Source organism: Microbacterium sp. SORGH_AS_0862 (assembly GCF_030818795.1).
In the GTDB taxonomy this organism is placed as follows: Bacteria; Actinomycetota; Actinomycetes; order Actinomycetales; family Microbacteriaceae; genus Microbacterium.
Genome location: NZ_JAUTAY010000001.1, coordinates 2,628,704 through 2,643,076 on the forward strand (window position 1 = coordinate 2,628,704; position 14,373 = coordinate 2,643,076).

The window sequence follows — 14,373 nt, forward strand, 5'->3', positions numbered from 1 at the left end:
ATGGCGGCGAAAATGGACCCTGACCGGGAGGTTTCGATGAGCGGCCGCGAATTGGACCCCGACGGGACCGACAGCTACCACCCAGAGCACCCGTGGGAATCTGTCGGTCACCCGCTCTACCTGCCGCCCTCGCAACGCACCCGACTGAACTGGCCGCCCGAACCGGCGTACCCCGCGGGCCCACACGAAGCCAAGCTGTGGGATCGGTTACCCGTTCGCGTCGCTGCTGAGCCTGCCTGGCGCCGACAGTACGGGTACGCGCATCCCGCTCCCCGGCGGCCCTTGCTCTGTCGTATCGGCCTGCATGCTTGGCCCCTGTCCGTCAACGCCTACACCCAGGCGCCCGCGCCTGTCCGGTGTGAGCGCTGCGGTGAAGCGCGGAGTTGAGCGCATGCACGATCGCCGCGGCATCCGCGCCGATCGGGAGGCAGGCGTCAGTATCCGCGGCATCGCCCGCGCGACGGGCGCTTCTCGCAATGCCGTACGTCGCGCGCTCGACCCCGACGCCCGCCTGGACTACGAGCGCCCGTCGATGGCGGAGGAGTACACGCCGGCCGTACGCGACGTGCTCGCCGACTACCCGCGCATCAGCGTCAACCAGGTCGCCGAGATCATCGAGTGGCCCGGCGCTCGCCGCACCCTCTCCGACTTGGTCGCGCAGTTACGACCTGCCGCGCTTGAGCGAGAGCGCGAAGACCTGAACCGCCCGGCGCTCGGAACTGTCCGCGCCGGCCGCATCCGCTTCGGCCCGATGATCGTCGGCCGCATGACCGTGGGGAGCATCCGTGGCATCGGCGAGGACGGTCAACTGGGATCCGCCTGAGCGGCTCAGTGTCGCCGCTCGCAAGGTGTGGGATGAGGTACGCGCCCGAGGGCGCATGCACCCGTCGGTCGACCCCGAGATGCTGGAGACCTACTGTGCGCTCGTGATCCGCTGGCGGGAGGCCGCAGCGAAGGTCGCAGAAGAGGGCCTCGTCGTTGACGGTGGCGAGAAGCGCGGCGCCGTGGTGCATCCGGCGCTCGCCGCCGAACGCGAGCTCGCCGAGCAGATCCGTAAGTGGTCGCCTCTCTTCAACCGCCCTGCCGGCGTCCGCCGCAAGGCGGGGCCGATGTACGACGCCACGCGGCGTTCGATCACCGCTGCTGAGCTGGACACGAAGCCGGAGTTCGAGGGCGTGCGTGAGGCCGTGCTGACGCTGGCGTGGCTGATCGATGAGGCGCAGCGGGAAGGTCTGGAGGCGCTGCAGAAGGCGACGTACAACCTGATCCCGTCGTACGTGAAGGGATGCGCCGAGCTCCAGATCACGCCGCGCGTCGATCCCGGCCGACGCGTTGAAGAAGGCGGGCAAGGTTGGCAAGCTCACGAAGTTCGGCGACGCGGCCGCCGCGCGCCGCGGGCGCGTCGCGAGCTAAGCGCACCCCGCTCGACCCGCTGCGCTGGCCGGTCCCGCAGGGATGCGGTCAGGCGTACGTCGACAAGGTCCACGAGCGCGACCTGGCGACGCCGGAGACGGCTCACCTGTTCGGGAACGCCGAGCCACGTATCTGCACTCCGCCGCTGCGCGAGCTGACGCCCGAGACGTCGCTCGGGTTCGAGGTCATCGACTTCGCCGACGAGGTGCTCGGCGTGATCCTGCTGCCCTGGCAGCGGGCCGCGCTGATCCGCATGCTCGAACTGCTCGAAGACGGGTCGCTCCGATTCCGTACTGTCCTCGTGCTCGTCGCCCGCCAGAACGGCAAGTCGACCCTCGCCCAGGTCCTCACGATCTGGCTGCTGTTCGTCTGGGGATGGCCGCTCGCTCTCGGCACCGCGCAGGACCTCGACGTAGCCGAGTCGCTGTGGGAAGAGGTCGTTGACCTCGTCGAGGCGAATGAGGAGCTCTCCGCTCTCAAGGACTCCGTCACCAAGGTCAACGGCAAGAAATCGCTGAACCTCGTCACCGGAGCGAAGTACAAGGTCAAGGCCGCCACGCGCCGCGCCGGCCGCGGACTCTCGGGCAACCTCGTGCTGCTCGACGAGATCCGAGAGCACCAGACGTGGGGTGCATGGGGCGCCATCACCAAGACGACCATGGCGCGCGCCGAGGCGCTGATCCTTGCCCTGTCCAACGCGGGCGACGTCACCAGCATCGTGCTGCGCTATCTGCGTCTCATGGCGCACCGTGCGATCGGCGACCCCGACGGCATCGCCGCCGTCGAGGACGCGGGGCCCTCCGACGAAGACCTGGACGAACTGCTCGACACGAGCGACGAGGACGAACTCGACCTGGACGAGTTCGACGACGAGCTCGCGGACGCCGACGCTGACGATCTGGAGCAGGACGAGGACACGCTCTGCATCCTCGAATGGTCCGCCGCGCCCACGCGCGCCAAGCGCGACCGTGCCGGGTGGTCCGAAGCGAACCCCTCCCGCGGCTACACAATAAGCACGAAGACGATCGCCTCATCCTGCAACACCGACCCCGAGTGGGTGTTTCGCACCGAGGTGCTCTGCCAGTGGAACGATGGCGCCACCGCCGGCCCGTTCGCTCCCGGAGCGTGGGACGACGGCAAGATCGCGACTGTCAAGGACGCCGACGGTCGCCGCCGCATCGTCAACCCCACGGTCGACCGCATCGAAGGGCCAGTGGTCGCAGCGATCGCCCAACAGCCGGGCCGATCCAAGACCTACCTGGCGCTCGCCGGGTACCGACCTGACGGGCTGCCGCAGGTCGAGATCGTCACTGGGCGATACGGCGACGAGTGGGTCGAGGAGTGGCTGTCCAGTCCCGACCGGAAGGGGCGTATCAAGGCGGTCACCGGTCAGACGAAAGCCTCGGCGGAAGCGACGCGGCTGAAGAAGCTCAAGCTCGAGTCGAAGTTCCGCATCCCCGTGGTTCCTCTTGAGGGGTCCGACCTGCTCGATGCGTACGCCGATGCTGACGACGCGATCCGTGAGAAGCGCGTGTGGCACACCCCATGGACCTCACTCGACCTCGCCGCAGCGACCGCGGTGTGGAAGGTGCTCGCAGGTGGCACGCGCGTCATCGACGTCAAGGAGTCCCCAACCGACGTGACCGCGCTTAGAGCGTGGGTCGCGGCGCTGTGGCTGCTTGAACACCAGCCGGTTGCACCGCCACCGCCGCCTCCCGCGCCCAAGACGCTCGCCGATGTCGACGACGATCCGCGAGCGGGAAGCGACGACGACTACGACGACCCTCTCGCCGACATCGGAGACATGGGGTTCTGAGAGGGGCGCACACATGGCTGTCCGCGATGACTTCGACCACATCAAGCTGCCGCGCCTGTTCGCACGCCGCACGCAGCCGCAGGCGCTCGCGGACGTCGCCGCCGCGCCGACACGCGAGGACGGCTACGTCACCGCTCCGGAGCAGTTCACCTTCTGGGATGTCCTGGACGACGAGAAGGTGCCTGAGCTGATCTGGCCGGCCAATATCGAGGTGTACGACCAGATGCGCCGCACGGACGCACAGGTCATGTCGGTGCTCCGTGCCGTGATGCTCCCGATTCGTCGCACGACGTGGCGACTCGACCCGGCGTTGGCGCCGCCCGAGGTGGTTGAGTTCGTCGCCGCGAACCTCGACCTTCCTGTGCTCGGTCAAGATGCGGTCGCCCGTCCGCGCACCGGAGACCGCTTCTCGTGGGCCGAACACCTGCAGCTCGCTCTCACCTGTCTGCCGTTCGGGCACTCGATCTTCGAGCAGACCTACCGCATCGCGCCCGACGCCAACGGCGTGCAGCGCGCCTGGATCCGCAAGCTCGGATGGCGCCCGCCCAAGACCATCGCGCGCATCGACGTAGCCCCCGACGGTGGGCTGATCGCCATCGAGCAAGGCGTGGCCGGGACGAGCAAGCACCGCATGGAGGTAGACCGGCTCGTCGTCTACGTGCACGAACGGGAAGGTGGCAACTGGCTCGGCCAGTCGCTGCTGCGCCCGGCTTACAAGTTCTGGGTGCTGAAGGATCGCATGCTGCGGATCCAAGCGCAGACCGTGGACCGCAACGGCATGGGCGTGCCCGTCGTCGTCGCGCCCGAGATCCCCGCAGGCGTGTACGACCCTGAGGAGTACACGAAGCGCCAGGATGCGGAGATCAAGCGCGGCCTGTCCATCGCCAAGAACTTCCGGTCGGGCCGCCAGGCTGGTGCGTCGATCGCGAACAGCGGCGACATCAAGCTGCTCGGTGTCGAGGGCACGCTCCCGGACGCGAACAAGCCGATCCGCTACTACGACGAGCAGATCGGGCGCAGCGTTCTCGCGAACTTCCTGAACCTCGGCGGCGACGACTCCAAGGGGTCGTACGCACTCGGAGACACGTTCGCCGAGTTCTTCACGCTGTCGCTGCAGACGGTCGCCCTGACCATCGCAGATACCGCGAACAAGCACATCGTCGAAGACCTGGTCGATCTCAACTTCGGATCGAACGTGCCTGCACCGCGGATCGTGTTCGACGAGATCGGGTCGCAGCAGCGCATCACGTCTGCCGCTCTGAAAGAGCTCGTCGACGCGGAGATCATCATGCCCGACGAGAAGCTCGAGCGATTCGCTCGTCAGACCTACGGGTTGCCGGAAGCCGACACGAGCACGTCGCGGCCGAATCGACGCGCGTCAGGAGAGGGAGCATGACCGAGAAGCAGAAGGAGCAGCACCGATACTGGGGATCCGTCGAACCTCCCAAGGCCAAGACCGAGTTCTTCAGCGCCGTCGCCACGCCCGTGTCGGAGGGGAGCGATGCGAAGGTCGCCACCATCCGCATGTACGGCCCGATCGACAGTTGGGGCGGCTGGTGGGGGATCTCCACCGAAGACGTCGGCCGAGTGCTCGACGCGCTCCCTGACACGGTCGAGCAGATCGTGCTTCGCATCAACTCGCCCGGTGGCGAGGTGTGGGAAGCGGTCGCGATCCTCAACATGCTGTCGGCCCACAAGGCCAACGTGGTGGCCGTCGTCGACGGCCTCGCCGCATCGGCCGCGTCGTTCATCGCCGCGGGCTGCGACGAGACCGTCATGAGCCCCGGCAGCCAGATGATGATCCACTCGCCCCACATGATCGCGTGGGGCAACGCGGTCAAGCTGCGCAAGCATGCGGCGTTCCTCGACAAGCTTGAGGAGTCCTGCATCGAGATCTACACGGCCAAGGCCGGGGAGCAGGACTGGCGCTCGCTGCTCGCCGAGGAGACGTGGCTGTCCGCGGCGGACGCCGTCGCTCTCGGCCTCGCGGACCGTGCCGGAGTCGTCCCCGACGCAGGCACCGCGACGACCGTCGGAGCTGACGACGAGGAGACCGACGACCTCATCGTCATCACCCTCGACGACGACGCTGACGCGGCGGCCGCCGCACGCATCCACGCCGCCGCCGCCTCCGCGCGCGCAGCGGCACCCAAGCCCCCGGACTCGACCGAGCCGGGTAACCCCGCCAACAAGGAGGAGCTCACTATGAGCGACAAGTTCCTGGCTGACGTTCGCGACCGGCTCGGCATCACCGACGCCAACGCCTCGGAAGAGACGGTGCTCGCCGCTCTCGACGAGCGTGTCGCCACGCCCGCCCCCACCGCAGCACTGCCCGACGGCGTCGTCCCCATCGAGGCGACGCAGCTCGAGCAGATGCGCGCCGACGCCGCCGCCGGCCGCCAGGCCCGCGACGAGCAGATCGCGACTGCCCGCGCGGCCACTGTCGAGGCCGCGGTCGCCGACGGCCGCATCGCGCCCGCCCGCCGGGACCACTGGATCGCCGCGCTCGCCGCGGACGAAGGTGCGGCCGCCACCCTCGCAGGCCTCGAGAAGGGACTCATCCCGCTCGAACCGAAGGGGCACACCGGCGGCATCGACCAGTCCTCCGACGAGGACGGCACCTACTCGAAGCTGTTCCCGACTGCGAAGGCTGAGGAGGCCTGATCATGCCCAAGAACTACCTTCCCCTCTACCGGCCGGGCCAGGTCGTCAGCTTCGGTGTCACCGCCGCGGTCACCGCCGGCCAGGTCGTTGAGGTCGGCAGTGCCGACTTCGCGATCGCTCCCGCCGCCGCCGCGTCCACCAAGGTCGTGGGCGTCGCAGGCCACGACGCCGGCATCGGCGACAAGGCAGCGGTCGAGGTCAACAAGGCCATCCACGAGCTCAAGGCGGTCGGCGCGGTCACGCGCGGCCAGCAGCTCGAGGCCGCCGCATCCGGTGGCGTGCGCACGCTCGCCTCGGGCAAGGCGCTCTACCTCGCCCTCGCCTCCGCGGTCGACGGCGCCCTCGTCCCCGTCATCCAGCTCTGAGAGGCAGACCGAGATGCAGACCTACCCCTACACCCCGACGCAGATCGACAACTCGACCGCGGCCGACTGGATCGCCTTCCTCAAGTCGCCCACGATGGTGCAGCGCCGCTTCGCGGAGATCATCGCTGCGCAGCAGTTCATCGGCAACTACCTGCTCTCGGGCCGGTACACGATGAGCGGCGGCATGATCGCGGTGCCCGCGAACGAGAAGATCCGCACCGACCGCAAGGCCGCGACCGTCGCGCCGGGTGCTGAGTACAAGCTCACCAACCTGACGGCCGAGGAGTACGAGATCTACTCGTCGATGATCGAGGGCCTCGCGACCGAGATCACCGACGCGGAGGTCGGACGCAGCCGTCGTCAGCCGATCGACGACGCGTTCACCTTCCTGCAGACGGAGCTCGTCTTCGATGCCAACGAGATCGCCCTCGGTGTGATCAACTCGTCGGCGACCGCCACCTTCGCCGGCAGCGCCTGGACAAGCGGCAAGGCCATCCTGCGGGACGCCTACCTCGCCAAGGCCAAGGTGCGTCGCCTGAAGCTCGGCTACTCGATCGACACCGCGGTGCTGCCCAGTGAGCAGTACGCAGAGGTCATGCCCGAGCTGCTGGAGATCCTGCCCAAGGACGACCGCATGGCGCTCGGCGACGCGTTCCCCACCATCGCCGGGATCACCTGGCTGCCCGACGACGGCGACGACTTCAGCGACCCGCTGTTCATCGACCGCCGCCGCTACGGCGGCATCGCCCGCGAGCAGATCCCGTCGCCCGAATACCGCCAGATCGGCGGAGACACAGGCGTCGAGATCGCCTCGATCCGCAACATCGAGAACGGCGACAAGACCCGCCTGCAGGCGCGCAACGTGCACGTGCCGGTGATCACCAACCCGCTCGCCGCGATCCACGTCACCGGAACGGAGGCGCCCTGATGAGCGTCCAGCACATCGCCAAGGCCCGCGTCGTGAAGGTCACCGTCGGCGGCGCCACCGGCAACCGCCTCGCACGAGTCCTCTTCGCCGGAGACCCGGTGCCCGAGAACGTCGACGAAGATCAGATCAAGCGCCTGCTCGACCGAGGCCTGATCGAGCCGATCTCCGAGGAGTCGAACGAAGTCGAGCTGCCCGAGGGCGAGCCGACCGACAAGTGGTCCGTGCCGCAGCTCAAGAAGTACGCGGGCGACAAGAGCATCGATCTCGGTGCCGCCAAGAAGAAGGACGAACTGCTCGCCGCGATCGCTGCGGCCGCGCAGCCCGCCGGCAACTGAGACACAGGGGGCGATGATGGCGATCACCAAAGAGGACCTCGGCGTAGACGACAACCTCGCGCGCCGCATCCTGGTGACCACGCGCCGCATCGCCCCCTGCGTCCTCACCATCACCGGTGACGCCCGCGAGGACGCAATCGCGATCCTCAAAGGCGTCATCGCCGAACTCCCCGAGTCAGGCACACGCCGCACTCGATCGATGAGCCGCAACGGCACTTCGATCTCCTACGAGACGATCGAAACCGCATTCACCTCCGAAGCGCGTGCAGACCTCCGCTCACTGTGCGAAGCAGCACCCCCCGAGCCAGGGCTCGCCCAGGCATCCTTCCCATCCGACGCGCTCTTCCAGCGCCTCTGGCCCGAGGAGACCTACCCGTGAGCTTCCCCGCATCCTTCTTCTTCCCGCACATCATCAGCATCCGCGCGCTCGCCGGTGGCGCAGGCATGGGGGAAACCTACGCCGATGCCGTGCCGTCGATCGCCGAGGTGAAGGACGAGGCGCAGCTCGTGCGTACCGCGGACGGCGCTGAGGTCACCTCATCGACGCAGGTGACAGTGCCACTCGACACAGCCGCGCCGCTCGGCTCGCTGGTCACTGTCTGGGCCGGGCAAGGAGCCCAGCGTGAATCGGTCGTACTACGCGTCGCTCGGGATGAGAACCCGCCGCCGCTGCCCTCCCATCTGATCCTCTACCTCGAGTAGGAAGGCGCCCCGCGTGGTCAAGATGATGATGCCGATCCTCTCGATGTATGAGAAAGCCGCCCAACAGGGGCTGCGCGACATCGCTAGGGCGACGCTGAAGCTCTCGAACGAGAAGATCCCCAAGGACACCGAGGAAACCGCCGACTCCGGGTTCACCCGGGTGGACGATCTCACCGCGCAGGTCGGTTACACCTCGCCGGTCGCTCCTCTCCAGCACGAGAACCTTGACAACAAGCATCCCAATGGTGGCGAGGCGAAGTTCCTTGAGCGCGCCGCCGAAGAGATCGACGCCGCCGCGATCATGGCGAAGCGGATGCGGAAGTTGCAGAGCGGTGGCTGAGCTGCTCACCGACGTTCAGCTCACCAAGCAGGTGTGTGCGCTACTCGGGGAGATCGACGGGTGGGAGTGGCGCGAGACGGGCCAGGCGTACCCCGAGAGCGTCGTCGGCGTGCACTACGGCGCGATCAAAGCCACACCGTCCCGAGGTGTCGGCGTGCGGGTGTACCTGACCGGCGACGACCTCGACGAGTCGATCTCGTGGCGGCGCATGCAGATCCGATTCCGCGGCCCACGCAACGACCCGACGGGTGCCGATGCACTCGCAGACGCCGCGTTCCCGCTGCTCCAAGGACTCTCCCGGGTGGGAGGGATCAGCGGCATCAGTCGCCTATCCATGGCCCCTCTCGGGGCCGACGGCAACGGCCGCGAAGAGCGGACCGAGAACTACCTGATCATCCTCGACAACCCGGAAGCGGAGGCATCCGAACCATGAGCAAGCGAGTTCCCCTGCCGGAGGGCACGACCCTCGGCAAGTCCCACGAGTACGGCGGCGATGTCAACATCGGCACCCGCGAGTCCCCGATCTGGCAGCCGGTGCGGCGCATGTTCGGGTTCAACCCGGCCCCGCAGCCCGTGTCGACGAACGCGGCCACGTACGACGACGAGAGCACCCCGAACAACTCGATCACGGCGCAGGGCATCAACCACGCCTTCACCACGCAGGTGAACCGGTCCAAGACGACCGGCGAGTACCTGCCCGAGATCGAGGCGCTGCTCGCACGCACCGGCCCCGACGCGACAGACGCGGACGCGGAGATCGAGTTCCGCTGGTACCACAAGCCGTCGAAGGGCACCCCGAACCCGACCGACGCCGGACAGGGCGACTTCACCGTCACCTACAGCCGCGCCAACACCGGCCCCGACGGGTCGATCGAAGCGTTCGCGTGGACGCTGACCGGCGTCCGCACGTACGAGAAGATCGAGAACCCGTTCGGCGGGTGGGACGGCGACGCCCCCACGATCACCTCGGCGACCCCGTCGGGCGCGGCAGCAGGCGCGCAGGTGGAGATCACCGGCACCGGCTTCCAGACCACCGACGGCACCGACCGGGTCACCGGCGCGGCCGGCGTGAAGTTCGGCTCCACGAACGCCGCGTCGTACCTCGTCGTCAGCCCGACCAAGATCGTCGCGGTCATGCCGGCCGGCTCGGCGGGTTCGGCTCCGATCACCGTCACGAATGGTGACGGCGCGTCGAGCCCGAAGTCCTACACGCGCGGCGCGTGATGGGTGCGGTCGACTTCACGGAGTGGGCCGTCCCGGATCTGATCCTCACGTTCAGGGGCGTCACCTACACGGTGGCGCCCCCGAGCGTGGCGGACATGAAGCTCATCCTCGCCGCGGCCGCACGCGCGGAGGTAAACCTCCGACTCGTCGCCGGCCCTCTGCCTCCCGAGGTGGAGGAGCTGCTCGCGACGGTCGGGGACCGGCATCCGGCGCTCGGTGACGACGTGTTCGACCGGATGGTCGCGGACGGCGTTCCCGGTCCGGCGATCGACCGCATGGCGTACTACGCCGCGTTCTTCTGGGCGCGTGGCCGCGAGTATGCCGACCGGCTCGCACAGTTCCTCTGGACCCCGCGCGATTCTGACAGCGGCGGTGATGCGGCCCCAAAAGCGCGGCCACGCTCACCCCGCAAGAGTGGGCGCAGTACGGGCAAGGGGAACCGATCGACGAAGACGAGAACGGCGTCCCCATCTACGCCGACTACCGAGTCCCCGACGAAGTGATGGAAGCCGCGGCTCCCACCGAACAGCCTCACCAGCACCGTGAGGTCGACGGGTCGGCGTTCGCGCTCATCACCCACTGGCGGCTCGTGGTCGCCGAGCTGGCTGAGCGGGGCGTGTTCCTGCACAGCCGGGCCGTGCTCGACATGCCATGGCTCGACGTTCGGGCGCTGATCTACTCCCTCCTCGATTCGCCCACTCGGCTGCGGGAGGTACTGACGCGGAGGTGATCCATGCCGGCCCTGCGGGTGAGCGAACTCGAGACGCTGTTCACCGCCAACCTCGACCCGATCGAGAAGGCAGAGGCCACGGTCCGCAAGACCGGGCAGCGCATCGAGTCCACTCCGATCGTGCAGAAGGTCGACGCGGATGTGTCCGGCGCCGTGGCTGGCATGTCGCGCGTGGAGGACGCATTCAGTAAGGCGCTTGCACAGGCCGCCGACTCGTCGAAGGCGATGTCGACGTCTCTTGTCCGGGACTTCCTCGAGTCGGACCGTGCGGCGAAGCAGAGCGCCGAGGAAATCGAGCGCGTTCTCACGAAGTCCTACGGGGTATCCGGGGATGCTGCCCGCCGACTCGCGCTCATCACGAAGGGTGAGCTCCGCACTGCGGAGAAGGCGGCGACGGCCCTCGCCGCGACCGACCCAACCGTGAAGATCGGCGCCGACGAGAAGGGCGCGCTCGCGGGCATGGACCGCGTCGAGCAGGCGGCGAAGAAGATCGTGTCCCGCGCGACCGCGATCACGGTGAACGCGAAGGTCGATCAGGCGGAGAAGGGCATCGACCGGGTGCAGACCCGGCTCGACTACCTCCGCTCTGTCGAGTCGACGATGGACGTGAAGGCGGACATCGCCCGCGCCGAGGCCAGCCTGTCGAAGCTCACCCGGATGCGTGACGGTCTGGTGAAGGTCCGTGAGGAGATGGTGGTAGACGTCGACGACAACCCCGCCCGCCAGAAGCTCAAGGCCGTCGCGGACTTCGCGGAGGAGAAGGGCAAGGAAGGCGGGGAGCGGGGCGGCAAGTCGCTGTCCGGACACCTCGACTCCGCCACGCGCGGCGCCGGTGAGGCCGTCGGATCCGCTCTCGGCGGCGACCTCGGCGCCGGCCTGGAGAAGGCGCTCGTCGCGATCCCCGTCGCGGGCGGCATCATCCTCGCCGCGACCGCCATCGGCAAGCAGATCGTCTCCGCCGTCAACGAGGGTCTGGGCGTCGAGAAGCGGCAGGACCGTCTCGCCGCGCTGACCGGCCTCGACGAGCAGCAGGCGGCGCGTGTGGCGCGCGCGGCCGGTGAGGCGTACGCCAACGTCTACGGCGATTCGATCGAAGCGAACATGGACACCGCGCGGATCGCGGTGCAGTTCGACCTGATCGACGCGAACGCCACGACACGCGACTCGCAGAAGGTCATCCAGGGGCTCGCCGGAATCTCTGACGTCCTCGACGAAGACGTGCGCCCCGTCGCGACCGCCGTGACGACGCTGCTCAAGACGGGCATGGCGTCCAGCGCGCAGCAGGCTTTCGACATCATCGCCTCCGGTCAGCGCAACGGCATCAACCGTGGCGAGGACTTCCTCGACACCCTGACCGAGTATCCGGTCGTGCTGCGCAAGCTCGGGCTCGACGGGTCCGAGATGCTCGGCCTGCTGAACCAGGCGCTCAACGCCGGCGCGCGTAACAGCGACGTCGCCGCGGACGCGCTCAAGGAGTTCCAGATCCGCGCGACGGACGCCTCGGTGTCCAGCAAGGCCGGGTTCGAGCGGCTCGGGTTCAGCGCGGAGGAGATGACCGCGAAGATCGCCGCCGGCGGTGAGGGCGCTCGTGAGGGCCTGCAGCAGGTACTCGACCAGCTCCGCGCGACCGAGGATCCCGTGGTCCGCAACGCGGCCGCCGTGGAGCTGTTCGGAACGAAGGCGGAGGATCTCGGCGACGCGCTGTTCGCGATGGACCTGAGCAACGCGGTCGACCAGCTCGACGGCGTCACCGGCTCCGCGCAGCGCATGTTCGACACCCTGTCAGGCAACGACGCGACCCGCATCGAGCAGGCGCAGCGGAACATCGAGGTCGCCGCGCAGGGCATCCAGGGTGCACTCGCTGCAGCTTTCGCGGATCCGCTCGGCGACTTCGCCGACTGGGTCAGCTCGAACCGTGGCCCGCTGATGCAGTTCTTCGCCGACCTCGCGAACGGCGCCCTCGATCTGGGGACCAGCGTCGTGATCGGCCTGGCCGACGGGACGGAAGCGTTCGGAGAGTTCGTCTCCGGGCCGCTCGCCGACTTCGGCGTCAGCGTCGCCGACATCCTCGGCAAGCTGCCGTGGCCGTTCAACCAGGACACGACCGAGCTGCGTGCCGCCGCGGAGGATCTGCGCGGCTTCAAGGACGTCACGTCCGAAGCAGCGGACACGATGCGCACCCAGTGGGTGGGCGCGATCGATCAGGCCCGGGACAAGTTCAACCAGTTCATCGACCCGCAGATCGCGCAGGGCTACCTCAACGACGCGACCATGCGGGTCGCTTCGTCGATCGACGCAGTTGGCGCCGCGGCGGCCACGGGCAGCTCCCTGCTGAACGACTACCGCACCGCCGCTGACGGCAGCGGGTCGGCGACGGCGGAGCTCGACTTCCAGATGCGCAATGCGATCGATGCGATGCGGCAGGAGCAGGAGGCCGCGGAGGCGACGGGTGACTCGCAGGCGAACCTCGAGCAGCGTCACAAGGACGCGACCGTGGCGCTCGCGAACCAGCTCACGCAGATGGGGCTCACGTCGGATCAGGCGTGGGCGCTGATCCATACGTACGAGAGCATCCCGCCGACCGTGTCCACGACGGTCACGGCCGACACGACCATGGCGTACGACCAGCTCATGTCGCTGCAGTCGAAGCTGCGGGAGGTGACGGGGGATCATTCGCTCCGCGTCGCCACCGGCCCGGGCGGTCAGGGCGGCCTGGTCGTCGGGAACGCGAGCGGCAACCTGATCGAGTTCATGGCGAACGGTGGCATGCCGGGGCTGACTCCGATGGCGCCGGTCGCGCAGATGGTCCCGCCCGACACGTGGCGTGTGGTCGGTGACCGCGGGGACGTGCCGGAACTGTTCACGCCGATGGATGGTTCGCCGCGTTCATGGTCGCTGCTCCTCGAGGGGCTGCGGCGGATGCCGGGCTCACCGCCTGGCGCGACCGCGGAGAAGGGATCGACGCGCGCGGGTGCGTCGTTCCAGTTCGGAGACATCGTCGTGGCCGGCGTCGGCCCGGCGGAGGTGAAGGCGCTCCTCCTCGACGTGATCCGCGACCTGACGAACTAGGAGGCTGGGATGCGTCGACCGCCGGGCACAGGGTTCGAGGCGACCGTGCGCAACGTGACGTTCACGGGGCAGCGGTTCCGGTTCGAGCCGGGCTACTACGTGACGGCGGTCGACGGCCTCGGCGGCGCGCAGCCGTCCCATCATGGCGTGCCGATGCTGAACGGCTACGGCGAGTTCGACGCCGCGAATCAGTACGAGGACGCGCGGATCATCACGATCAGCGGGTTCGCGTACGACCTCACCCCCGAAGCCATCGGCCGCCGGCGCCGTCGTCTCGACGGGCTACTCGCGGGCCGCGACGACTCGGCCGTGCTGCGGTGGAGTGAGGACGGTTCCGACTTCCGCATCCCGCTCGTGCGCCGCGGCGTCGGCTCGAAAGCGCAGCGGCGGGTGGGGGCGTGGCGGTACGTCGACTTCACGGCCCGTTTCCGCGCCCCCGACCAGCGGTACTTCGGGCAGGCGGAGCCGTTCGGCCCCGCTCAGTCCATCACCGTCAGCCACTGGGGCGAGACGTTCGCTCCGCTCGCACTGAAGGTCGAGGGCAACCTGCCCGGCGGCTACGTCATCACCCACCCCGCCGGCGTGGTGCAGGTCACGCGCGCGCTCGAGACGGGGCATCCGCACACGTTCGACATGGACACCGGTCTGCTGTCCGTCGACGGCGTCATCGTCGCCGGCGGGCTCGGGACGGTGCAGCTCTGGGAGGTACCGCCCGGCGCTCCGGGGCAGGTGTCGGTCACGTCGGGTGCGCTGCTCAGCACGGTCGTGGAGAACACGTTCATGTGAG

16 protein-coding genes are annotated in these 14,373 nt (G+C 68.5%); all 16 read left to right on the forward strand.

Annotated elements, in window-relative coordinates:
• Nucleotides 1–391: 391 nt before the first annotated feature.
• The 16 genes from QE377_RS12820 (at nt 392) to QE377_RS12895 (ending at nt 14,372) form a co-directional block, all read left to right on the forward strand.
• Nucleotides 392–823, forward strand: a complete 432-nt coding sequence (locus tag QE377_RS12820) for a hypothetical protein (protein WP_307323778.1) — start codon at nt 392–394, stop codon at nt 821–823.
• Nucleotides 786–1,571, forward strand: a complete 786-nt coding sequence (locus QE377_RS12825; RefSeq protein ID WP_307323780.1) for a P27 family phage terminase small subunit — start codon at nt 786–788, stop codon at nt 1,569–1,571. The genes QE377_RS12820 and QE377_RS12825 overlap by 38 nt, the downstream gene beginning before the upstream one ends.
• A 1,671-nt stretch (nt 1,572–3,242) precedes the next feature.
• Entirely contained in the window at nt 3,243–4,625 is a 1,383-nt protein-coding gene (locus QE377_RS12830; RefSeq protein WP_307323782.1) for a hypothetical protein, read from the forward strand.
• A complete protein-coding gene (locus QE377_RS12835) occupies nt 4,622–5,893 on the forward strand; it encodes a head maturation protease, ClpP-related (RefSeq protein ID WP_307323783.1) in 1,272 nt (423 codons plus the stop codon). Before QE377_RS12830 ends, QE377_RS12835 begins: the two co-directional genes overlap by 4 nt.
• Before the next feature lie 2 nt (nt 5,894–5,895).
• Nucleotides 5,896–6,258 (forward strand): capsid cement protein, encoded by a 363-nt coding sequence (locus tag QE377_RS12840; protein WP_307323785.1) that lies wholly within the window; start codon nt 5,896–5,898, stop codon nt 6,256–6,258.
• Between the two features lie 13 nt (nt 6,259–6,271).
• Entirely contained in the window at nt 6,272–7,186 is a 915-nt protein-coding gene (locus QE377_RS12845; protein WP_307323787.1) for a hypothetical protein, read from the forward strand.
• Complete coding sequence (locus QE377_RS12850; protein ID WP_307323789.1) at nt 7,186–7,521, forward strand: hypothetical protein; 336 nt, start codon at nt 7,186–7,188, stop codon at nt 7,519–7,521. Before QE377_RS12845 ends, QE377_RS12850 begins: the two co-directional genes overlap by 1 nt.
• 16 nt (nt 7,522–7,537) lie before the next feature.
• On the forward strand, nt 7,538–7,900 hold the full coding sequence (locus QE377_RS12855) for a hypothetical protein (protein ID WP_307323791.1): 363 nt from the start codon (nt 7,538–7,540) through the stop codon (nt 7,898–7,900).
• On the forward strand, nt 7,897–8,223 hold the full coding sequence (locus QE377_RS12860; protein ID WP_307323793.1) for a hypothetical protein: 327 nt from the start codon (nt 7,897–7,899) through the stop codon (nt 8,221–8,223). Before QE377_RS12855 ends, QE377_RS12860 begins: the two co-directional genes overlap by 4 nt.
• Nucleotides 8,224–8,236: 13 nt before the next feature.
• A complete protein-coding gene (locus QE377_RS12865; protein WP_307323795.1) occupies nt 8,237–8,563 on the forward strand; it encodes a hypothetical protein in 327 nt (108 codons plus the stop codon).
• Nucleotides 8,556–8,996 (forward strand): minor capsid protein, encoded by a 441-nt coding sequence (locus QE377_RS12870; protein ID WP_307323798.1) that lies wholly within the window; start codon nt 8,556–8,558, stop codon nt 8,994–8,996. Before QE377_RS12865 ends, QE377_RS12870 begins: the two co-directional genes overlap by 8 nt.
• Nucleotides 8,993–9,787 carry an IPT/TIG domain-containing protein gene (locus QE377_RS12875; protein ID WP_307323802.1) on the forward strand — a complete coding sequence of 265 codons (795 nt, stop codon included), beginning with the start codon at nt 8,993–8,995 and terminating at the stop codon, nt 9,785–9,787. The genes QE377_RS12870 and QE377_RS12875 overlap by 4 nt, the downstream gene beginning before the upstream one ends.
• The gene (locus tag QE377_RS12880; protein ID WP_307323805.1) at nt 9,784–10,290 is read left to right on the forward strand and encodes a hypothetical protein; all 507 of its coding nucleotides are present in this window, start codon (nt 9,784–9,786) and stop codon (nt 10,288–10,290) included. The genes QE377_RS12875 and QE377_RS12880 overlap by 4 nt, the downstream gene beginning before the upstream one ends.
• Complete coding sequence (locus QE377_RS12885; RefSeq protein WP_307323807.1) at nt 10,290–10,517, forward strand: hypothetical protein; 228 nt, start codon at nt 10,290–10,292, stop codon at nt 10,515–10,517. Before QE377_RS12880 ends, QE377_RS12885 begins: the two co-directional genes overlap by 1 nt.
• A 3-nt stretch (nt 10,518–10,520) precedes the next feature.
• Complete coding sequence (locus QE377_RS12890) at nt 10,521–13,586, forward strand: phage tail tape measure protein (protein ID WP_307323810.1); 3,066 nt, start codon at nt 10,521–10,523, stop codon at nt 13,584–13,586.
• A 9-nt stretch (nt 13,587–13,595) separates the two neighbouring features.
• On the forward strand, nt 13,596–14,372 hold the full coding sequence (locus QE377_RS12895; protein ID WP_307323814.1) for a hypothetical protein: 777 nt from the start codon (nt 13,596–13,598) through the stop codon (nt 14,370–14,372).
• Nucleotide 14,373: the final 1 nt, after the last annotated feature.

What these genes read in the sequence shown, in the direction of transcription:
- QE377_RS12850 (WP_307323789.1), top strand. Translation starts at nt 7,186, where the DNA reads ATGAGCGTCCAGCACATCGCCAAGGCCCGCGTCGTGAAGGTCACCGTC.
- QE377_RS12890 (WP_307323810.1), top strand. Translation starts at nt 10,521, where the DNA reads ATGCCGGCCCTGCGGGTGAGCGAACTCGAGACGCTGTTCACCGCCAAC.
- QE377_RS12820 (WP_307323778.1), top strand. Translation starts at nt 392, where the DNA reads ATGCACGATCGCCGCGGCATCCGCGCCGATCGGGAGGCAGGCGTCAGT.
- QE377_RS12875 (WP_307323802.1), top strand. Translation starts at nt 8,993, where the DNA reads ATGAGCAAGCGAGTTCCCCTGCCGGAGGGCACGACCCTCGGCAAGTCC.
- QE377_RS12855 (WP_307323791.1), top strand. Translation starts at nt 7,538, where the DNA reads ATGGCGATCACCAAAGAGGACCTCGGCGTAGACGACAACCTCGCGCGC.
- QE377_RS12830 (WP_307323782.1), top strand. Translation starts at nt 3,243, where the DNA reads ATGGCTGTCCGCGATGACTTCGACCACATCAAGCTGCCGCGCCTGTTC.
- QE377_RS12845 (WP_307323787.1), top strand. Translation starts at nt 6,272, where the DNA reads ATGCAGACCTACCCCTACACCCCGACGCAGATCGACAACTCGACCGCG.
- QE377_RS12895 (WP_307323814.1), top strand. Translation starts at nt 13,596, where the DNA reads ATGCGTCGACCGCCGGGCACAGGGTTCGAGGCGACCGTGCGCAACGTG.
- QE377_RS12835 (WP_307323783.1), top strand. Translation starts at nt 4,622, where the DNA reads ATGACCGAGAAGCAGAAGGAGCAGCACCGATACTGGGGATCCGTCGAA.
- QE377_RS12885 (WP_307323807.1), top strand. Translation starts at nt 10,290, where the DNA reads ATGGAAGCCGCGGCTCCCACCGAACAGCCTCACCAGCACCGTGAGGTC.
- QE377_RS12840 (WP_307323785.1), top strand. Translation starts at nt 5,896, where the DNA reads ATGCCCAAGAACTACCTTCCCCTCTACCGGCCGGGCCAGGTCGTCAGC.